This is a genomic window from Acidobacteriota bacterium (assembly GCA_030774055.1).
Taxonomy (GTDB): domain Bacteria; phylum Acidobacteriota; class Terriglobia; order Terriglobales; family Acidobacteriaceae; genus JACPNR01.
In genome coordinates this window covers 1-20,215 of record JALYLW010000053.1, presented here as the reverse complement: position 1 = coordinate 20,215, position 20,215 = coordinate 1, and the positions used below count along the sequence as shown (strand labels likewise).

The window sequence follows — 20,215 nt, the reverse complement described above, 5'->3', positions numbered from 1 at the left end:
GCTCGTGAACCACTGGCAATCCAGCATTGTTTTGCGCTATAATCCTTATTGCTCTCATCCGCACTAACCGCATGAATTATCAATGAGTTACCGCCCTCGCGGACCGTTCAGTTGGCACCTGCGCGAAGGCGCTGGGTGTGTTCGAAACGGAGGGCGGAAAGCGGAGAGCGCATTTAAGGAAAAATGCCCGACGAAAAAGATCCTCAGCTGCCTTTGAATCCTGACGAACCAGTCAAGCGTCCCGCGGACATGGGTCCGGGCGCGGCCAGCATCCTCCCCATAAACATCGAGGACGAGATGCGCCGCTCGTATCTCGACTACTCCATGTCGGTGATCATCGGGCGCGCGCTGCCCGATGTTTACGATGGACTCAAGCCCGTCCATCGCCGCCTGCTCTATCACATGCACGATATGGGACTGCTGCACAACCGCAAGCAGGTGAAGTGCGCCAAGGTCGTCGGCGAGTGCATGGGCCGCTTCCATCCCCACGGTGACAGCGCGCTTTACGACGCGCTCGTTCGTCTGGCCCAGCCGTGGAGTTTGCGCTATCCGCTGGTCGATGGCCAGGGCAACTTCGGTTCCGTCGATGGGGATTCCGCCGCGGCCATGCGGTACACCGAGTGCCGGCTCACTGCCATCGCCGAAGACCTGTGCATCGACATCGACAAAGACACCGTCGACTTCGTCCCCAACTACGACGAATCCACCGTGGAGCCGACCGTACTCCCCACGCGCATCCCGAACTTGCTCGTCAACGGTTCGAACGGTATCGCCGTCGGGATGGCGACGAACATCCCGCCGCACAACATGAACGAGATCGTGGACGCCGCCATCATGCTGGTGGAGAATCCCGCGACCACGCTGCCCGAGATATTGAAGATCGTCAAAGGTCCCGACTTCCCGACCGCGGGCTACATCTACGGACGCAGTGGCATTGCCGAGGCCTACAAGACCGGGCGCGGCCGCTTCATCATGCGCGCCAAGGCCGCCATCGAGACCTTCCAGAAAGATCGCCAGGCCATCATCATCACCGAGATCCCCTACCAGGTGAACAAGGCCACGCTCATCAAGCGCATCGCCGACCTGGTGAACGACAAGATCGTGGACGACGTTTCCGATGTGCGCGATGAATCCGATCGCGACGGCATGCGCATCGTCATCGAGCTGAAGCGCGGCGCCGAGCCGCAGATCATCCTCAATCAGCTCTACAAGCACACCTCCATGCAAGAGAGCTTCTCCATGATCTTCCTGGCCGTGGTCAACGGACAGCCGCGCGAACTCGGCCTCATCCCCGCGCTGCAACACTTCATCGACCACCGCGTGGAAGTGGTCCGTCGCCGCACCGCCTTCCTGCTGAACCGCGCGAAAGAGCGCGAGCACATCCTGGTGGGCTACAAGATCGCGCTCGATAATCTGGATGCCGTCATCAAGATCATCCGCGGCTCGGAGAACCGCGCCGCCGCGCGCCAGGCCATGGTCGAAGCCAAGCTGAAGGTGACCGACCGCACCTGGGCGAAGATCCTCGCCGAGACGGGCACGCTCAGCCGCTCCGGCGTGCTCACCGCGGTGCAGGCCGAAGCCATCCTTGAGTTGCAGTTGCACCGCCTCACCCGCCTCTCGCAAGACGAGATGCTCAAGGAACTCGAAGAGACGTTGAAGCGCATCGCCGAGTTCGAGTCCATCCTTGCGTCCGATAAAAGGTTGCGCGGCGTCATCATCAAGGAAATGAAGGAAGTAAAAGAAAAGTACGGTGACGCCCGCCGTACCCAGATCATCGACGAACAGGCTGAGATCGAGCTCGAAGACCTGATCGCCGACGAGCAGGTCGCCGTCACCATCTCGCACAACGGCTACCTCAAGCGCACGCCCGTCTCTACCTATCGCGCGCAGCGCCGCGGCGGCACCGGACGCACCGGGATGAAGACGCGCGACGAGGATTTCGTCGAGAAGCTGCTCATCGCCTCCACCCATGCGTACTTGCTGGTCTTCACCAACACCGGCCGCGTCTACTGGCTGAAAGTCTATGAAGTTCCAGACGTGGGCCCGGCGGGCAAGGGCAAGCACATCGGCAACCTGGTGGCGCTGCAGCCGGGCGAGACGGCGCGCGCCATTCTGAACGTTCGCGACCTCGAAGAAGAAGGCAAGTTCGTCTTCTTCGCCACGCGCAATGGCACGGTGAAAAAGACGCCGCTCATCGACTTCTGCAACGTGATGTCGCGCGGCATCATCGCCATCGGCGTCGACAAGGGCGACGAACTGGTTGCGGCGCGCTCCACCGACGGCCAGCAGATCGTCTTTCTGGCGTCGCATGAAGGCATGGCCATCCGCTTCGACGAAGAAGACGTGCGTCCGATGGGACGCGCCGCCTACGGCGTCCGCGGCATGACGCTCGACAAGAACGATTACGTCGTCGGCATGGCCGTCACACCGAAGTCGGCGCCCAACGGCAAGTCTGCGGGCGACTCCGCCAAGATGCATAGCCAGGAGCGCGCCGGAAAATCCGCCGCAAAAAAGAATGGCAAGAATGGCAAAGACGCCAAGAACGGCAAGGACGGGGCTGCTCATAAAGACGGCAAAGATGCCGCCGCAGCCCCCGAAGCCAGCGGCGTACTCGATTCGGAGAAAGCGCAGCAGAGCGCGCGCCTCATCCTCTCGGTCACCGAGATGGGCTACGGCAAACGCACGCACGTGGACGAATATCGCCTGCAGACCCGCGGCGGCAAGGGCGTGATCAACGTGAAGACCACCGCGCGCAACGGCATGGTCTCGGCCATCCTGCTGGTGGACGAGCATTCCGAAGCGATGATCATCTCGCAATTCGGGAAGATCATCCGCATGGACACCACGCAGATCCGCGAGGCCGGCCGCTCGACGCAGGGCGTCCGCTTGCTGCACATGGAAGGCGGCGACAAGGTCGCTGCCGCCGTCGTCATCCCCAAGGATGAGGCGCCGGAGACGAATGGGACGCTGATTCAGTAAAACCGCTGGGCGGTCTCGCCTGCATCAAGCGTTTAGGCCCCTGAGCGCAACAGAGTTGAAGCCCGCTCGCCTGCTTATCGCAGCAGGAGCAGCGGGCTTTTTCTTGGGCGGTAGGGAGGGATTCCGGGGATACCCTCCCCCCTCCCCCTCTGCGCTTTTTTAGCTCTTTTTTCAGTTGTCATGAAATCAGCGACTTAGCGATGGTTTGCCCCGGTAAGCCGGCCGACAACTCCTGTGTTGGCGGGGATTTACGTGCGAATGCTGGGTTTCTGAAGAGAATCCCCGAAAAATCCCGGAAAGATTCCCGAGAGATCCCCGTCGTTGGTCCCCATCCGGGGATCAAGGACGGTTTCAGGAGCGTTCGGCAGAGCGGAAGGGCTCTAGTCTTTACTTGGTCGAGCTAGCTTTTCAAAGAACGAGCGAAGCAGGGCAGCGCCTGCGTAGGCCGGCGTCTGTAGGTACACCCCTGTTCTTCCAGTATGCGCTTTCGCGAGGGGCAAACCGGAAAACTAACTGCACGCTATCCTCATTACGCGCTCAGTGAGTTAGCGGGAATATCGTGTTCGGAGGGGCTTGACAGGAAATTTTTACCGCGGGTTTTCTTCCTCCCACACAAGCAGAGGCAGCTCCCTTCGACTTCGCTCAGGGCAAGTTGAGAACGTGGGGCACCCGGCAGCGGTAAGGGGCCTTCGTGCATTCTTTCTAGAAAGACTAACAACGACTTGACAACATATAAAAGGATATCTTACTATGAGTTTTCAAAGGAAGTGTTTATATGCACATGAAAGTAGCTGACCAAGCTTGGGTAGCGACCGCGTTGCTACACCAGGAACAACCAGGGAGAGCCGACTTCTCGCTGCAGGAGATCCGTGCGCGTGCTGAACAGGAGTTCGGCGCGCTGCAGCCCGGGGTGTATCAGCACATCGTCACGCATTCGATTGCGCAGAATGCTCCCAGTCCTAACACCGCTCGCCTGCTTACGAAGACTGACCGCGGCCGGCGCCGACTTTTTCGGCCGGGAGATAAGACCCATCCGCAGCGAAGGGGAAAGCTGCTGCCACGCGCGGATGAGATCTCTGAAGGGTATCGGCCGCTCTTGGATTGGTACGAAAGGATCTATGCTAGAAGCGCCGATCGCTCCGGATCCAGCGGCAATGTCTCTCGACCCTCCGCATTTCTGGCGTTCGTCGGGCTGATTCCCGCATACGACCTGAAGGAGATGGAAGAAGTGATCCAGCGCGACAGCGAACGGATCGAGGATGAACCCACCGCGGGCGGCAAGGACCAAGATGTCGCATGAGCGAGTTCTGCTCGACACGAACGTGGTCATCGGCCTCTTCGCGGGCGACCCGCGGATCTCAGACCGCCTCGCTGCCAAGCAGGAGGTGTTTCTCCCCGTGCCGACTCTCGGCGAACTCTACCGCGGGGCGTTCGGGTCCACTCGCCGCTCCGAGAATCTCCGACGCATAGAGCAGTTTGCACAGGCAGTCCCCGTTCTTTCCTGTGACGCGGTCACCGCTCGGCACTATGCCGAACTGAAGCAGGCCCTGCTCGAGCGGGGGCGGCCGATCCCGGAGAATGATCTGTGGATCGCTGGAATCGCTGCCCAGCATTCATTGTCTGTGATGACGCGCGATGCTCACTTTAATGAACTGCGAGGCGTCGAGGTCGAGTTCCTCGAATTGTGAACTCTGGTCGTCGACCTGGTTAGGCAACGATGGAGGACGAGATGGCGCCAAAGCGACGCGTAGCAACGCATCCGGGAGAAGTTCTGCTGGCTCCTAAGCAGTAGCTAATGGCGAGTTTGGGTCCCAATCGAAGCAATCTGCTGCTGGAAACAATCCAATACTAAATTTTCTAGGGGCTTTAGACTCCCCACATCAGCGGCTTTGAGCCCGGCTACATATTCTGCCTTGCGACGCTTCAGTATGGCGGGGAGCGGATCGCCCGCGAAAACTGGTGCTACTTCCGAAACCATAACCAAATAAGCTAGCGCGCGGGCCACCCGCCCATTGCCGCCATTGAATGGGTGAATAGCGTTGGTCCGCCACATCACATAGGCAGCCCTCTCTATCGGGCTCCGCGCTTTTCCGTCGCCGTCATAAAGCCAGGAGAGCATATCTTGCACGTCTATTCGAACCATTGAGGCGTGCGAAGGCTGGTGTTCAGTGTCAGTGATTTCGACTCTTGTGAGCGCATCTCTAAAGTTTCCGGCGCAGGGATAGATGTCTTGGATTGTCAGACGATGTATCTCCGTTACCGCACCTTCAGTTATTCTCGTCCGCTCGTTCTGAACGAAATCGGCCAAATACTCCACAACAACCCCCTGGTTGCGGATTTCGTAATTAGCCTTCTCGTCTCTTGGGCAGAGCAGTTTTTCGTCGTTGGCCATAAATTAGAACGGGCCGGCTAAAAAGCCGGCCCATATGGTTAATCTTTGGTTAAGCACGCTTCTTCGCAGGCGTCTCCGAGATAACCTTGTCGACCTGCTCTCGTGTGATTCTTTCGTCCTCTAATCCAGCATTTCCGAATGCCCACTCGCGTACGAATTCAAGCGAAGGATTCCTAGTTTCCGGGCGGCTCTTTGAAACCTCCCGCATCGTATCAAGTAGTTTCTTTTCTGTTTGCGTCAACGGGGTCCTCCTGCTCTATCCGACGGCGTGGCGTAGAGTAACACGTCCTAACCTCTACAAGGGATGAGATAGCGGTCGTTATTTGGATGTAAATATTGTCTCATGTGGTGCCTATATATAGCCGGATGCCAACACAAGCGCCTTTGCTTGTGTGGGAGTAAGCCTTCCAGGCTGCCGCAGGCCCGCACGCAGTCACGGCGGCGGACGAAGCGCCTCGAAGAAATCACTACTTCTGCTTAGTTGCCGGAGCTACCGCTGGCGGCGTCGGTGTTGTGCCCGCCTCAGTCTTCTTGGCGAGTTTCTCTAGCGTGCGCAGCAGTTCCTTCACGACCTTGTCAGCGACGTCTGCGCTCGCGCCTTTGTACTTCGCGCCCTTGCTCTCCTGCGTTGTGGCCCACAGCACGTCGCCGTCGGGATTCACCAAGCGCACCGCAATCCGCGCTTCATGGATCGTCTCGGTCGAAGCGCCGGAATCCTGTATGGCCGCGTGCGCCCCGCCGAAGGCGCCGCTTGCCGAGTTGCGGTCCGCGGTGAATCCTCCGCCTGAATGCCCTGCGGCCGTCCCCTCGCTGTAAGAGTGGAACTCCTGCGAGTCTTTCTCCAGGCCAGCGCCGCGCAGGAATGCGTCTGCCCGGTCTTTGTTCTCGGTGACGATGAAGCGCTTGTTCTCCGTCAGTTGACTCACGACCATCGCCTGGATCTGCTTGGAGACCACATCGTCACCAAAGCTATCCACGTAAATGCGCTTCACCGAGACGAGTTGCTTCTCCAAGTCGGGATCGCGGGTGGTCCCCGTGGCAGGCACGGCAGGCGCCGCCGCCGCCGGCTTCGCGGGAGTAGCGGCTTGCGGTGCGGGCGTTGCAGTCTGCAGGAGCAGAAGTGTGGCGATCAGCAGCGTAGACATTTGCTCTCCTAATTCCCGCGCCCGCTCTTGCGCGCCTCTTCGTCCTCATAATCCACCTTTTGCCCCGTGCGCGCTTCCAGGCTGGCCAATGTCACCCGGACAGTGTTCTTCCCCAACTCGAACACCGCTGCCTGCTGCTTGTCGTTCGCGTCCTTGTAGCCGACGGTGAGGAAGTGTTTCCGCTTCTTGGAGAACAGCGCCATCCACGTGAGCGCGATCGCGACTCCCAAACGGCGGCCAGCCTTCTGGCCGTACTCAAGGTCGTTGATGCGGTCGTAAGGGACCTCAAAGCGCTGACCACCGTAGGTAAATACAAGCACGATCTCGTTTTTCGCGGACATCGTGCCCTGCGTACCCTCCTTGAGTTCCGCTACCGTGCCGCCCACGTACATTGCCTTGTCGCTGGCGAGTCCCGCCCAGGCCGCCGACTCGAGCAGGAAGCAGGTCACCAACGCTGTCACAATGATCTTGTTTTTCATGCGTCCTCCTAGTTGCCTGGCGTCCTAGTTACCAATCCCCGCCTTACGCGCTTCCGCGTCTTCGAAATCCACCTTCTTGCCGGTCTTGGCTTCGAGCGCACGAAGTGTAGGGCGGATCACGCTCTTCCCCAATTCAAAGACCGCCGCTTGTTGCTTGTTGGCGTCATCGAGAAAACCGATCGTCAGGAAGTGCTTTCGCTTGTGCGAGAAAAGGAAAAATGGATTGATCGCGATCGCCAATCCCACCCGCCGGCCGGCTTTCTGGCCGTACTCGAGGCTGTTGATCCGCTCGTACGGGACTTCCCAATGCGTCTTTTTGTATTGAAAGACGAAAGTGTTCTCCGCGAGGACGGGCTTGCCCTCCGTCCTCTCTTTGAGGGCGTTGACGGTCCCTCCCACATACATCGCTTCGTGCGTGCCGATGCCGGCCCAGAGCAATGCATCAGTGAACAGCAGGACGATAAGAAGCGCTATCGTGCGTCGGCGCATGCGAATACCTCTTCAGTGTGGATTGCGCCCGCCATTATCGGCCCGAGCCTCGCTAAGTCAATGATTTCCTGTCATCTGTTCTGGAATCCGAACACGTCGGCCGGGTGCCCCACACAAGCTGGTTTTGCTTGTGTGGGAGCCGATCTGTCCGTCGAGCTGAAATCGGGCCTGCGGCAGCGGATTCAACTACGTGGTGGAAGGCCAGTTCGAATCGCCTTCCGCGAACAAGGCGGCCCTCGATCTCTTCTTCGTCCAGACCGCTTACGGCGCCCCGCCCTGCGAGGCCCGCGGCAATACCACTTGGACCGCGACGAAGCGCTGAAGGTCGTCCGCGCTATGCGTCGCGTGCGGTGCGAGCCGCGGGTGCCCCACACAAGCCGCTCTGCTTGTGTGGGAACCCTGAAGTCCTCCGTGTCTCCGTGGTGAAAAGGACTATCTGCTAAGATTCGCCGGTCATGACGACTCAAGCCTCGCATCCTTCTGCTACCGCTTCCACCGGCAATCAACTTCCACCGGAAGCCCAGCTCTATCAACTGGCACTCGGATTCATGGTGACGGCCGGGTTGCAAGAGGTGCTCAAGGCCGACATCGCCGACAAGTTGAATGCTGGGCCCAAGCCGGTGGCCGAGCTGGCCAAGGCGAGCGGCTTGCATGAGGACGCGCTGTATCGCGTGCTGCGCGCGCTCGCGTCCGTGGGCGTCTTCACCGAGACCGCGCCGCGCACCTTCGCCAACACGGCGTTGAGCGAGCCGTTGCGGCACGATGCCGGGCCGCTGCGCGGCATGATCGCGTTCCTTTCCGACCCGCTGCACCTGCGCAGCTACGCGCATTTCGACCACTGCGTGCGTACGGGCGAGACGCTCTGCCAGCCTGCGCTCGGCATGCCCATCTGGGACTACTTCGGCGCCAATGTTGCCGAGGCCCGCTTGTTCGACGACGCCATGACGGCCTTCAGCGCGTCGGTCATCCCCGCCGTGCTCGCCACCTACGACTTCTCCGGCATCGGGACACTGGTAGACGTTGCCGGCGGACACGGCTTCGTGCTCACCTCGATTTTGGAAAAATATCCGCCGATGCGCGGCGTGCTCTTCGACATGGAGCGGGTCTGCGTGGGTGCGCGTGAGCGTATCCGGAAGCTTGGCATGGAAGCCCGCGTGCGCGTCGAGTCGGGAGACTTCTTCAAAGCGATCCCCGCAGGCGACGCCATCATCATGAAGCACATCATCCACGACTGGGCGGATGCGGAAGCGCGCAAGATCCTGGAGAGCTGCCATCGCGCGCTGCCCGCGAACGGCAAGGTCATCCTGCTCGAGACCGTGCTCCAGCCGGGCAATGGTCCGGACCTCGGCAAGTGGATCGACCTCGAGATGCTCGCCTTCCCCGGCGGCCGGGAACGTACGGAAGGGGAGTTCGGAGCATTATTCGCGAGCGCCGGATTCAAACTCACGCGCGTCGTCCCCAACCAGTCGCCGCTGGCGACGGTCGAAGCGGTCAAGCAATAGGCGCGGCCTGCGGGCCGTCAGCTTGCGGGGGACTCAACCGCAGCCTAAGTGGGCCAGCGGCCAGAAATTTTCTCGCGGCAGCGCAACTTCTCTTCGACGGTAACGTTACCCTCATTACCTCGGTAATTTGCGCGCCTTTTGGGGATGGTGCATTCTCTGTCCGTGAGCAAGAACAAGCGCATCCTCTCGATCTCGAACGAGCCCAACCTGGCCGCCTCGCGCGCGCTCGCGCTGGGCAACGCTGGACACCAGGTCACTTCTGCCGCCGGACGCACACACGGTGAGCAGGCCATCGCCGGCGGCGAATTCGATGTGCTGGTGCTGTGCCACACGCTCGCCTCCGAAGAAGCTATCGCGCTCACCCATGCGTTTCGCAAGGTGAACCCCAGCGCCAAAGTGCTGGCCGTCGCCACGGGATGGTTCATCGTGGTCCGCGCCGACCGGGTGGTGCAGATGACGGATGGACCTTTTGCGCTGCTCTCCGCCATCCATGATCTGGACGACGATCTGGACGACTAGGATCGCCAGCGAGCGGACCGTAGCCGCAACACGAAAGCGATTGACCTCGTCGCACACCGAAGCGTAGCCTGCGCTCACCTCCGCGAAAAAACTCAAAGGAGAACCGATGGTCTCGCTTGCTTCACTTTGGCTTCCCATCCTGCTTGCGTCCGTCATCGTCTTCATCGCCAGCTCGATCATGCACACGGTGTTGAAGTATCACCACAGCGACGTCCACCGCCTGCCCGATGAGGAGAATGTCCGTGCCGCGCTGCGCGGCCTGGCGCGCGGCTTCTACATGGTGCCTTACTGCGACCACAAGGACATGAAGTCGCCCGAGATGCAGGAGAGATTCAAGCAGGGGCCCATCGCGCACATCAACGTGATGGCCAACGGCCCGGTCAACATGGGAAAGTTCCTGGGACAGTGGTTCGGCTTCCTGCTGATCGTGAACTTCTTCGTGGCGTATCTCGCCGCGCACACGCTGCCGTTCGGCGCAAATTATCTCGTCGTCTTTCGCGTCGTGGGTACGGCGGCATTCCTGGCCTACGGCCTGGCAAACCTCGCCAACGGCATCTGGAAGGCGCAGGGTTGGGGCATGACGATCAAGGAAGTGATGGATGGCTTGTTCTACGGACTGCTGGTCGCGGGCACCTTCGGCTGGCTCTGGCCGCGCTAAGCGCTGATCACTGATCGCTGATCACTGATCGCTGACGCAGAGGCTGCGCGCGCATCGGATGCCGCTGGCCGGGTCGAGCAATGTCGCAACGTTCGACGCCCGGTCGGTCAGCGATCCATAGAGTCCCGCGACGCGCTGGATCTGCTCCGGAGCTGCCGGGTGGATGATCTCCAACTGCAAGCGCCCGTATGCCAGCAGCGCGAGCAAGCGCAGTTGCAGGGCAGCATTGGCCAGTTCCACGCCGGCGCGCGCTGTCTCCGGTTCATGGCTCGCGCGCGCCAGCTCCGCCAGGCGCGTGAGGATGGCGGCGTTCTCGGCTACGCGGCGCACGTATCCGGCCGCTACCCGGCGTCGCCGGCGCTCGAGGGCGCGCACCTCAGCCACCGACAGATATTGGCGCAGGAACTTCTCATTGCCGGCATCGAGCAGCGCCTGGAAGGCGAGCAGGTCCACCGGCTGCACATAGCGCTCCATGTCGGTGGGCGCGGTGAGCGAGATGCTCTGCCCGCGCACCGCCCAGTAGACCAGCAGCAGTCCCGCGAACGAGATCGCGATCATCAGCGCCGGCCAAAGGTGAGTCATCGGCGTAGCAACTCCGCCAGCGCGCCGTTCCAACCTTCCATCTGCGGCGCCGGCTGGGGCTGATAATCGGCCGCGCGCTCGGGCACAGCCAGGTAATAAAGCCAAACGCCCTGCGCCACCACGAAGGCCAGCGGCTTCATGATCGTGAAAACGGCGTGCGTCCAGATGGCATGCGTGCGCACGGTGACGAGCGCCAGGTCCACGCTGGTGAAGATGGCGAGGCCGAGCGCGATGCCGAAGACATAGTGCGGCCAGCGCAATCGCATCGCGCGCGCGAGCACAAAAAGCAGCGAGAGCAGGCCGACCTGCACGATGCGGACGCCGCGCTCGAGCATCAGGATGTTGGTGAGCAGGCGGTCCACCTCGAGCCCCGGCCCTGCATAGGCCATCAGCAGGGCCATGAGCACGAGCAATGCCGCTCCCCAACGGAAGAGCATCAGCGCCAGGTGTTGCACCGCATGGTAAGGCCGCAGCAAATGTTCCAGCACTTCCTGGATCACGGCGAGTCCCAACGCCCAAGCCACTATCTCTGCGCCCCAGTAGCCGTAGAAGTATCCCAGGGGAAAAGGACGCAGGACGAAATAGAGGACGAGCGAACGGACGATCAGGAAAACGGTGTAGGTGAAGAAAATCGGCAGATCGCGATACAGCCGGCGATACGCCAGCGCGCACACGATGCCGGCTTGGAGGGCCATCCCTGCCCACCACACCACCAGACTGAGGGTATCGCTTGTCATAGGCTGAGCCGGATTTGCCCGACTCAGCCTACTACAAACGTCCTGGGAGCCTTCCGTCATTCTGCGATTGTTCCGCAACCAGATCAACGAGTCAGGTCCAGTACGGGAAGCTCAGGCAACGCAAGGCGCAGTGCCCCTCCGTTCGGAGGCTTGCAGTTGGGGGTGCCGGGCTGGCAAGGCGGTGGTTCGGTGCCATCGGCGGAAGCAACGGTACATGTACCAATGAGCATTGAAGTTGCGAGCAGCAGTCTTATAATCCTGTTCACATTCTTTCTCCGGTGCGCGGTTCGCACGGGAGAGAGCGTGCTGCCTCATGGTTTCGAACGCGGAAGTGCTTTGAATCTGTTTGGTGTTCGGAAAGTGAAACAGAAATGAGATTTCGGTCGGCGAAAGAAGATCTTCACGAGACCACGCTCGCGGCGCTCCACGGGCGGCTCGAACGTCTGGAATATCTCGCCGATCTGCGGCGCGCGCCGGACCGTTACGAGCATTGGGGATTGGCGCGGGTGTACGGCGAGGCGCCGGCGCAGGGCGTGCTGCGCGAAGCGCACTTCGACGTGATGGACGCGCTCTTGCGCGCGCCGATGCCGCAAGTCTACGCGGAAGGGGAACAGCAGGCGGCTATCTTCGAGCGCCCGCCCGCGGACCTGTTACCGCCGGGGGCCGATACGCTGCGTGCCGCGCACTTCAGTTTAGTTTGGGACGCCCTGGCGAGCGTGGCGCGTCGTCGAGCGTCACGTCGCCCAACCGCATAGCGACGCCCACCACCTGGCCCACCACTTCGGCTTCCTGCGGATAGCGCATGATGCGCGGCTGCGCCGGTGATAAGGGATGCGGCTGCAGAATGATCTTTTCGCCCTTCACCGAACACCAGCAGCAAGTGAAGCCCTCGCGGCTCTCCACAAAATAAATCGGGCGCTCATACTCCGAACGCCACAGCCGCTCTTCCACCCGGTTCTTCGATTCATCCACTTGCACGAACGAGCCCGGCAGAAGCAGCGGATACATGGTCAGATCGTCGCTGCCGATGTACCCGTAGGTGTAGTCGGTCTCGAACAGCGTCGTCAGGTAGGTGAGCGGCACGATGCCCCAGCTCTGGATCATGCGGCCGATGTTGGTGGTCCTGCGCGAGTCGAAACTGGGATCGAGGCGCACCGGGATCTTTGCCGTCCCGCCCTCGATCGCGGGCAACAGGTGCGACTGCGGCAGCGCCATCACGTTGGCGTCGTGCGCCGCCGACGCCAGGTCGATGCCATACCACCCCAGCAGGTCGCTGAACGTCTGCCGGTAGATCACCGCCAGCGTATAGATCTTGTAGATGCTCGGCAGGATCCCCTTGGTCTCAATGTCGGAAAGGCGGCTGATGGAGATCGCATACTCGGGATTGCGGTGCCGGGCCGCCAGCTTCGAGCTGGCAGCTTCCACATCGCGTATCGTCAGGCCGATCTGTTCGCGTAACGCACGGAGTTGTTGGCCAGCCTCATGCATGGGAAGTGCCCTATATATCGGAGTAAGACCTAAAAGGTCAATGGACTTGTTCCGAATCTGGAACAGGCCCCGGGGACACCCCTAGAGTAGCAGCTGCCACGCCTCGCGGTACTTCTCATAGCGGCCGCGGCTGGCCACCACGTGCGGGAACAGCCAGAGCCCCATGGTTGGGGTAAAGATGCGCACCGGGATGATGTACCAGGTGCTGAGCGGGACCACCAGCACGGCGAGGAAGTCGGCGTCGGCGGTCACGATGGGGCGCTTGGCGCGGCCGTGGAAGGTCGTAACACGATAGGGTGCATGGCCGGAGACGCTCCGCACCTGGATGCGCCAAAGCCCGCTATCCATGCCCTCCGGACGCAATGCGCGGTTATCGACGATGGTGTCGTAACTGGTGCTTTCGCCGAACGGCCGCGAGACGATCAGGTGGTGATCGAGCGCCGCGGTGATGAACGCACTCTCCGCTCGTTCGCCCGCCAGCTTGGGTTGGTAGGCGAGGCTCATGCGAGGCGTGTTCTTCCCGGCACCGGGTGAGGCATTGCGGACATAAGGGGCCCTCGGCCCCGGTCGTCGGCGAGGGTCCGCGGCCGGTGCATGCTTGTCATTTCTGGTGAAGCAGAAGACGCAGCTTATTCCCGAAACCGCCGCGTCGTTAAGTGACGTTGTATCTGTCGGGATTCCAGAACAAAACGCTGTTCAATCTCAGAACAGAACATCGCGTTCTATTGCAGACGCAGGCGTTGTTTGGAAAAAACCTCCACGCGCTGCCCTGCGAGGCGCCGGTTCGGCAACTGGTTGCCGGACAATAAAATTCGCGCCGCAGTACGGAAAAAGGCCACTTCCGCCGGTGCCTTGCATCTAATCCTTGGGGAGCAGCAAACATTTACTCAAACGGACCGTGCTCGCCGGGGCTGTGATGTCCTGGTGTTCGTCGCGCTCGCCCAGGGGAGGACAAGTGCGGACAACTAAGGTCTCTACCCGGCAGTTCTCCACCCGCGCAGCGGGAAACATTTTCATCGCCGGGCGGCTGGGCGGGCCGGTTTCGGCATCTCACCTGTCAGTACCCCAAATTCAGCAAAGAACCCGCAACCCTCAAAGAAGCGCGCTTGGGTGTTTCCGACCCGCGCTTCTGCAACGCAGAGGCATGTTGGTCGAGAAGGAGTCTTCTAGTGATTTTGTTTAAAAATACCAGGGCAATGCTGCTCGCAATGGCGATGGTCCTGTCGCTCAGTGGTTTGGCGCTCGCGCAAGACCGTGATGGAGACGGCGACCGGGACCGCAACCAGAATGGCAACAACGGGAATCATTACGGCTGGAACAAGAACAAGCACAAGCAGGACAAGAACAAAAACCGCCAGCGCAACAACAGCGGCTACTACGGCAACCAGAACGGTGGCTACTACGGCAACGCCCCCTATAACCAGAACGGCGGCTACTACGGCGGCAATGCCCCTTATAACCAGAACGGCGGCTACTACGGCAACCAAAACGGTGGCTACTACGGCGGCGGCAACAACGGCGCGTCGCAATTCGGATATCAGGATGGCCTGAGAGCCGGCCAGAGCGATCGCCAGACCGGCCACTCCTACCGTCCCAACCAGTCGGCGGCGTACAAGGACGCCGACCACGGCGCCTCGATCAGCGGTTACGGCAACAGCGAACAGTACAAGCAGCAATATCGCCAGGCGTTCCTGCAGGGCTACCGCCAAGGGTACGGGAACCAGAATGGCGTCTACGGTAACCGGAACTCAAACCAGAACGGCGTCTACGGCAACCGGCCCTACCAGGGCGGTATCTATTCTCCACGCCGCTAGGCCAGAATAGGCAAGCGAATCTTCGACTTCGGTCCTTGGAAGCCCCGCTACGGCGGGGCTTTTTCCTGCGCGTGTTAGGGTCGCAGCTTACGGCGCGTCCCAGTCGAGCGCGTAGATCTGCTGGTTGCCGGTATTGCGCAGCAGCAGCGGAGCGTCACCGGGTCCCAGTCCGAACCAGTTGCCGAATGCGCCTTGGACGCGGCGCACGTCCTTGAGGTCGGCGACCTTCTCGCTCTTGCCGTCGGCGACGCGAAGGCGCATCACGTTGTCGTGTTCACCGTACGTGTCGTAATAGATGTACTGGCTGTCATGTGACCAGGCCCAGTAGTTGAATTGCACGAGCGGAAGTCGCTTCCAGGTGCGCGTCGTCACTTCATATACCCACTCGCCTTTTCTCGGACCCACCTCCGCTTGGGCGGCGATGAACCTACGGTCCGGCGACCAGATGGGATAGATCAGCCCTTCCGATCCGGGCAGCACCGAGACCTGCCGCGTCTTGAGGTCGAGCAATCGCAGCACTGGGGCGGGGGTGCCAAGCCATTCGCCGAGCACCATTTGACCCCCATCGGGAGACCAGGAGTGGACGAGGGTCGGAGAATCTTCCATTGGCAGCGGCGCGGGCGAGCCACCTTCCGCCGAGACGAGATGGAGCGCCAGCGCGATGCGCGTCCGAATCGCGCTTCAGCCGGCGCAAGTCGGCGCGCATCTCGGCAGCGCTTTGGTAGCGCAGATCGCAATCCTTCTCGAGCGCTTTGTGGATCACGCGGTCGAGTTCGGAGGGAAGCACCGTATTGAGCCGCGCCGGCGGCACCGGCGCACGATTGAGGATGGCATCGAAGATCACCGCGGACGTGCTGCCCTGGAAAGGCAGCGTTCCGGTGGCCATCTCATAGAGCACGGCCCCGAAAGAGAAGAGGTCGCTGCGCGCATACCTTGTAGTGCGAGATCTGGGTGTTTTCCATGCCGGGGCGGGATGATGTTAGGTGGTATCGCGGACGCGAGCAAGATGGAATCCGGTCCCCGGGATCGCGGAACTGCTCTGGATTCCGGCCGCTGCCAGAGGTATGATTCTGCGCAGCGGCCCCAGACGCCAAGCGACTCTCCCGCATTTTCAGTGAGACGGCGCGTGCCTGCACCGGGTGTGCCCGCGCGCGGCCGCCGGATAAAAGTCGTCAGACCAAAGATCGTCAGACCAAAGATCGTCGGACCAAAGATCGTCGGACCATAGAACGGACGGGATGAAGTACTGCGACGCGTGCAACACCACGTATCCGAATGAGTTCCAGACCTGTCCCAAGGACCAGACCGTCCTGCGGGCGATCTCCGAACTCCGCACCGGCATGGTGATCCGCGACAAGTACCAGATCCTGGAAAAGATCGGCGCCGGCGGAATGGCCGTCGTCTATCTCGCTAAGCACCTGGCGTTCAATGAGCTGCGCGCCATCAAAGTGGTCAACAGCCGCCTGCTCGACGACGAGAATTTCCTGCGCCGCTTCCGCTCCGAAGCCATCATCACGCGCAAGCTCCAGCACCCCAACGCGGTGCGCGTGGACGATCTCGATTCCACCGAAGATGGCCGGCCCTTCATGGTGATGGAGTACGTGCACGGCAAAGACCTGCGCCATCTCATCCAGAACACGGGACCGCTGCCCATCCGGCGCTCGCTGACCATCGCGCGCCAGGCCGCGTCCGCGCTCGCCGCCGCGCACGCCCTCGGCATCACCCATCGCGACATCAAGCCCGACAACATCCTGATGACCGATACCGGGGACAGCACCGACCTGGTGAAGGTGCTCGATTTCGGCATCGCCAAAGTGCGCGAGGCGGGCCTGGAATCCGCGCACAGCTCCACCAAGACCGGCATGGTCGTGGGCACGCCGCAATACATCTCGCCCGAGCAGGCGATGGGCCGCCACGGCGAGCAGATCGACGGTCGCGCGGATCTTTATTCCCTCGGCGTGGTGCTCTACGAGATGGTCACCGGCCGGCTGCCGTTCGAGTCGGATACGCCGATGGGCATGCTCCTGCATCACATCCAAAGCACGCCGCCGCCCGCGCATGAGATCAGTCCGGAGCTGCGCATCCCCGAGGGACTCTCGGTGATGCTCGTCCACGCACTCGAAAAAGACCGCATGCTGCGCTATCAGAACGCGGCCGAGTTCATCGCCGCGCTCGATGACGTGGAGGAGCAACTGCGCACCGGTGTGACCAACGTGGTGACGCGACCCGGCATGTCGTCTGCCCCCGCCGGAGCCGCAGCGCGCGCGCGCGCATCTTCATTCCCGCCCCCACCGCCGCCGCGCGCCGAATACCGCGCTCCCTCCGCTTCTTCCCGCGCTCCGGCGCGTCCGAGCTACACGCCGCCGCCGGCCGCCGATAGGCGCAACTGGATCATCTATCTCGTCGCCGCCGTCATCCTATTCGGCGTGGTTGGCGGGATCTACTACTGGGTGGTGAAGCCGGCCAGCACCTCGGCGCAAGGCAACGACGACCGCTCGCAGTTCATGCTCACCGACGACCGCGTCGCTGCCGACGTCCGCTCCGCCTTGACCGGTTCTTCTGAGATCAAGAGTCCCATCGAGGTCAGCGCGCAGGCCGGCGTGGTCACGCTCAAGGGCAAGGTCACCGGCCTCTATGAAAAGCAGATGGCCGATGGCCTGGCGCGCGGCGTCACCGGCGTGAAGTCGGTGAACAACCTCACCGAGTATGACAAGCTCTCGCCCGTCACCCTGGGCGGCGCTACGCAAGCAGAAACGCAGCAACAAGTTCAGCCCACGACGCCGACGAAACCCACGCCGAAGCCGGCGGAGAAGCCCGTGCCGCGCGGTCCCAGCAACGCTGACAAGCAGCGCGCGCGTTCGCTGGTGGAGCAAGGCAACAGCCAGGCCGAGCAGGGCGAGTACAACGCCGCCATCGGGTCGTTCCAGCAGGCGCTCGACCACGATCCCAGCAACACCCAGGCGCAGTCGGGCATGGCCAAAGCGCAGAAGGCCAAAGCCACCGAAGACGAGATCATGCGCAGGAGATGACGACGGTGAACAAGCGGCTCTATTCGCTCATCCTTACTCTTCTATTTGTTTTGGCGGGCGTGGCCTCGGCGCAGTTCGCGGCGAAGCGGGCGCCGTCCACGAGTTCACCGCTGGTCTCCGATGCGGAGAGCGAGCGTGGCGGCCCCGAGCTGATCGGCGACGCCAACAATCCTGTGCTGCGCTATCCCGTCGCGCACCAGCACGCGATGAGTGCCTGCATGGGTTATCTCACCATCACACATGAGCGGATGAAGTTCGAGTCGAAGACCGAGCCGGCGCACTCCTTCGACCTGGCGCGCGCCGACCTCACGGCTGCGCAGCAATGGCGCATCTTCGGCTCGACCATCGAAGAGGCCGAGTTCAAGTTCCGCGGGGGCAGCACCTATCATTTCTTCCATGTGAAGAAGCGCACCGTGGAGACCGCCAACGCAAAGTTCGGATGGGGCGACGTGTTGGGCTTTCAGGAGCTGGTCAACGGCGCCACCCGCTTCGATGAAGTGGTGGCGGCGCTGAAGGCGCAACAGCATGTGGCCGCGCCTCCGGTCATCAGCATGATCGAGCCCGCCGATGCGGCGGTGGAAGGCAAAACGCTTACCGCTACCGGAGGAACGCTGCGGCTACGCGGCATCGTCTCGCAAGAGACTGGCATCGCCAGCGTGCTGGTCAACGGCCAGCCCGCGATGCTCAAGCAGCTCACCCCGCAGACGCAGGAGTTCGTGGTGGAGAACGTTGCCGTCAGCAACGGCTCGAGCGCCATCGTGGTGCTGGTGATGGCCACGGATAAGTCCGAAGCGCACAAGACGTTCACCGTGTCGCGGCAAGGTGTCCGCATCCTCGAGCCAACGTATTTTCCTTACGAGACGGGAGACGCCAGGGTGCGCATCCGCGGCGTGGCGGCGGGATTCGCCAACGTGCAGCGCGTGGAGATCGCCGGCGTCCCCGCCGTGCTCACGCGGCGCGATAGTGGCGAGATCGAGTTCCAGTCGGACACGCCCATCAACGTGGGCGAGAACAACCTGCAAGGCTACGTGATCGCGGCCACGGGCGCGCGCGAGCCCTTCGCGCTCGCGGTGAAGCGGCTGCCCCTCGCCGGACCGCAACCGCTCAAGGAGCTCGAGATCGAGAAGGCGCTCGAAGACGGCTTGCCTTCCACCAGGATCATGTCGCTGGTCAACAAGTACGGCGTGGACTTCGCGCTCACTGACGAAGTGGAACAGCGGCTGCGCCGCGCCGGGGCCGACAGCAACCTGCTGCTCGCCATCGCCAAAGCGAAAAAATGAAAGCCATGCTCCGCCGACTCTGCCTCTGCGCGCTATTGCTGGCGGCCTTGCCGGTTCCGGCGCAGGCCCCAGCCACAAACGAAGGCCGCGCGCTTCTGGAGAGGGCCTGGCAAGCGAGTGGAGGCATACAACGCCTGCGCGGGATCTACGCGTACCGCCAGAGATACCGCGTGCAAGCCCAAGGGGCGAAAGGCGCCGAATATTACTCGTGGGACATGCTTGTGGCTCTGCCCGACCGCATGCATCTGGAGTCCACGAGCGATAGCGGACAGAAGTTCACCCTGGTGGTCACGCCGGCCGGCGCCTTCGTCGTCTCCGCGGGCACGGTCGTGGATCTTCCGGCAGCGACTGCGGGGGTCTGGCAGCTGACCCTGCGCCGCAACAGTTTCTATATCGCGCGGCACCTCGACGACGGTGGCGTGCAGGTCGCCATGATCGGGACCGAGCCCATCGGTGGCGCGACGGCGAAGATCTTGCAACTCACCATCGGGGCTGATGTTTCACGGCTTTGGATCGATGCCAAGACGCTACGGCCGCTTCGCTTCGCGGTGACAGTGCAAAGCGACAAGGGTCCGAAGACGCAGATCGCGGAGCTGAACGATCTCCGGCTCGTGGATGGGATTCAGTTCGTCTTCCGCGTGGTCGTAACCGAAGATGGCCGCCAGGTCGCAGCCAATGACGTTGACGCAGTGGAACTGAACCCCGAGGTAGACCCGCGCCTCTTTTATCGGACCCCGCTGGCGCTGGACCAGATAGCGTTTCGGCCGGGCGCCGTGACGCCCGTCCCGCTGATCGTGAATGCCGCCCTGCGTGTCGTCACGCAGCCGCACGGCGCGCAGCTTTATCTCGACGACGTTCCCAAGGGCGTGACCAGCGAGAGTGAAGGGCGCCTCGTGCTCGAAGACGTGGCGGCAGGCAGCCATCGCGTGCGGCTCACCGCGGCCGGATTCAAAGAGTGGAACAAAACGGTGAACGTGACGCCGGGTGACACCCTCGCCGTGGAGGCAGCGCTCGAGCGCGCCGGCCCGCCGCCATTCTCCGAGAGCGACGTGGAGCAGATGCTGCGCGGCGGGGTCTCGCCGAAGCGCGCCGCCGTACTGGTAAGAGAGCGTGGCGTAGACT

General features: G+C 61.9%; 20 protein-coding genes. 11 read left to right on the top strand and 9 right to left on the bottom strand.

Annotated elements, in window-relative coordinates:
* Positions 1 to 183: 183 nt before the first annotated feature.
* The 3 genes from gyrA to M3P27_04320 all read left to right on the top strand — a co-directional run bounded on the left by gyrA (position 184) and on the right by M3P27_04320 (position 4,667).
* Entirely contained in the window at positions 184 to 2,979 is a 2,796-nt protein-coding gene (gene gyrA / locus M3P27_04330) for a DNA gyrase subunit A (protein ID MDP9267538.1), read from the top strand.
* 775 nt (positions 2,980 to 3,754) lie between these two features.
* The gene (locus M3P27_04325; protein MDP9267537.1) at positions 3,755 to 4,279 is read left to right on the top strand and encodes a hypothetical protein; all 525 of its coding nucleotides are present in this window, start codon (positions 3,755 to 3,757) and stop codon (positions 4,277 to 4,279) included.
* On the top strand, positions 4,269 to 4,667 hold the full coding sequence (locus M3P27_04320) for a type II toxin-antitoxin system VapC family toxin (GenBank protein ID MDP9267536.1): 399 nt from the start codon (positions 4,269 to 4,271) through the stop codon (positions 4,665 to 4,667). Before M3P27_04325 ends, M3P27_04320 begins: the two co-directional genes overlap by 11 nt.
* Before the next feature lie 104 nt (positions 4,668 to 4,771).
* Here M3P27_04320 and M3P27_04315 read toward each other — a convergent pair whose 3' ends face one another.
* From M3P27_04315 to M3P27_04300, 4 genes are all read right to left on the bottom strand, one after another.
* Positions 4,772 to 5,371 (bottom strand): Fic family protein, encoded by a 600-nt coding sequence (locus tag M3P27_04315; GenBank protein MDP9267535.1) that lies wholly within the window; start codon positions 5,369 to 5,371, stop codon positions 4,772 to 4,774.
* 467 nt (positions 5,372 to 5,838) lie between these two features.
* A complete protein-coding gene (locus M3P27_04310) occupies positions 5,839 to 6,516 on the bottom strand; it encodes a hypothetical protein (GenBank protein MDP9267534.1) in 678 nt (225 codons plus the stop codon).
* 8 nt (positions 6,517 to 6,524) lie between these two features.
* Positions 6,525 to 6,995, bottom strand: a complete 471-nt coding sequence (locus M3P27_04305; protein MDP9267533.1) for a hypothetical protein — start codon at positions 6,993 to 6,995, stop codon at positions 6,525 to 6,527.
* 24 nt (positions 6,996 to 7,019) lie between these two features.
* Positions 7,020 to 7,484, bottom strand: a complete 465-nt coding sequence (locus M3P27_04300; GenBank protein ID MDP9267532.1) for a hypothetical protein — start codon at positions 7,482 to 7,484, stop codon at positions 7,020 to 7,022.
* Between the two features lie 455 nt (positions 7,485 to 7,939).
* Between M3P27_04300 and M3P27_04295 the strand changes: the two genes are divergently transcribed.
* The 3 genes from M3P27_04295 to M3P27_04285 all read left to right on the top strand — a co-directional run bounded on the left by M3P27_04295 (position 7,940) and on the right by M3P27_04285 (position 10,163).
* Positions 7,940 to 8,986, top strand: coding sequence for a methyltransferase (locus M3P27_04295; GenBank protein ID MDP9267531.1), 1,047 nt, complete (start codon positions 7,940 to 7,942; stop codon positions 8,984 to 8,986).
* A 162-nt stretch (positions 8,987 to 9,148) separates the two neighbouring features.
* Complete coding sequence (locus M3P27_04290; GenBank protein MDP9267530.1) at positions 9,149 to 9,505, top strand: hypothetical protein; 357 nt, start codon at positions 9,149 to 9,151, stop codon at positions 9,503 to 9,505.
* Between the two features lie 106 nt (positions 9,506 to 9,611).
* Positions 9,612 to 10,163 carry a hypothetical protein gene (locus M3P27_04285; protein ID MDP9267529.1) on the top strand — a complete coding sequence of 184 codons (552 nt, stop codon included), beginning with the start codon at positions 9,612 to 9,614 and terminating at the stop codon, positions 10,161 to 10,163.
* A gap of 21 nt (positions 10,164 to 10,184) precedes the next feature.
* Here M3P27_04285 and M3P27_04280 read toward each other — a convergent pair whose 3' ends face one another.
* Together M3P27_04280 and M3P27_04275 are read right to left on the bottom strand one after the other, a co-directional pair.
* Entirely contained in the window at positions 10,185 to 10,745 is a 561-nt protein-coding gene (locus M3P27_04280) for a hypothetical protein (GenBank protein MDP9267528.1), read from the bottom strand.
* Complete coding sequence (locus M3P27_04275) at positions 10,742 to 11,482, bottom strand: hypothetical protein (protein ID MDP9267527.1); 741 nt, start codon at positions 11,480 to 11,482, stop codon at positions 10,742 to 10,744. The genes M3P27_04280 and M3P27_04275 overlap by 4 nt, the downstream gene beginning before the upstream one ends.
* 371 nt (positions 11,483 to 11,853) lie before the next feature.
* On the opposite strand from M3P27_04275, the gene M3P27_04270 reads away from it, so the two are divergent.
* On the top strand, positions 11,854 to 12,237 hold the full coding sequence (locus M3P27_04270; GenBank protein MDP9267526.1) for a hypothetical protein: 384 nt from the start codon (positions 11,854 to 11,856) through the stop codon (positions 12,235 to 12,237).
* Here M3P27_04270 and M3P27_04265 read toward each other — a convergent pair.
* Together M3P27_04265 and M3P27_04260 are read right to left on the bottom strand one after the other, a co-directional pair.
* Positions 12,170 to 12,970, bottom strand: a complete 801-nt coding sequence (locus tag M3P27_04265) for a helix-turn-helix domain-containing protein (GenBank protein ID MDP9267525.1) — start codon at positions 12,968 to 12,970, stop codon at positions 12,170 to 12,172. The genes M3P27_04270 and M3P27_04265 overlap by 68 nt on opposite strands.
* 81 nt (positions 12,971 to 13,051) lie before the next feature.
* Positions 13,052 to 13,474 (bottom strand): group I intron-associated PD-(D/E)XK endonuclease, encoded by a 423-nt coding sequence (locus M3P27_04260; protein MDP9267524.1) that lies wholly within the window; start codon positions 13,472 to 13,474, stop codon positions 13,052 to 13,054.
* A 692-nt stretch (positions 13,475 to 14,166) separates the two neighbouring features.
* Here M3P27_04260 and M3P27_04255 point away from each other — a divergent pair.
* Positions 14,167 to 14,784, top strand: a complete 618-nt coding sequence (locus M3P27_04255; GenBank protein ID MDP9267523.1) for a hypothetical protein — start codon at positions 14,167 to 14,169, stop codon at positions 14,782 to 14,784.
* Between the two features lie 87 nt (positions 14,785 to 14,871).
* On the opposite strand, the gene M3P27_04250 is transcribed toward M3P27_04255, so the two are convergent.
* Complete coding sequence (locus M3P27_04250; protein MDP9267522.1) at positions 14,872 to 15,339, bottom strand: hypothetical protein; 468 nt, start codon at positions 15,337 to 15,339, stop codon at positions 14,872 to 14,874.
* A 683-nt stretch (positions 15,340 to 16,022) separates the two neighbouring features.
* Between M3P27_04250 and M3P27_04245 the strand changes: the two genes are divergently transcribed.
* The 3 genes from M3P27_04245 to M3P27_04235 form a co-directional block, all read left to right on the top strand.
* The gene (locus tag M3P27_04245) at positions 16,023 to 17,813 is read left to right on the top strand and encodes a protein kinase (GenBank protein MDP9267521.1); all 1,791 of its coding nucleotides are present in this window, start codon (positions 16,023 to 16,025) and stop codon (positions 17,811 to 17,813) included.
* Entirely contained in the window at positions 17,810 to 19,093 is a 1,284-nt protein-coding gene (locus M3P27_04240) for a hypothetical protein (protein ID MDP9267520.1), read from the top strand. The genes M3P27_04245 and M3P27_04240 overlap by 4 nt, the downstream gene beginning before the upstream one ends.
* A 215-nt stretch (positions 19,094 to 19,308) precedes the next feature.
* On the top strand, positions 19,309 to 20,215 hold a 907-nt coding region (locus M3P27_04235), incomplete at its 3' end, for a PEGA domain-containing protein (protein ID MDP9267519.1).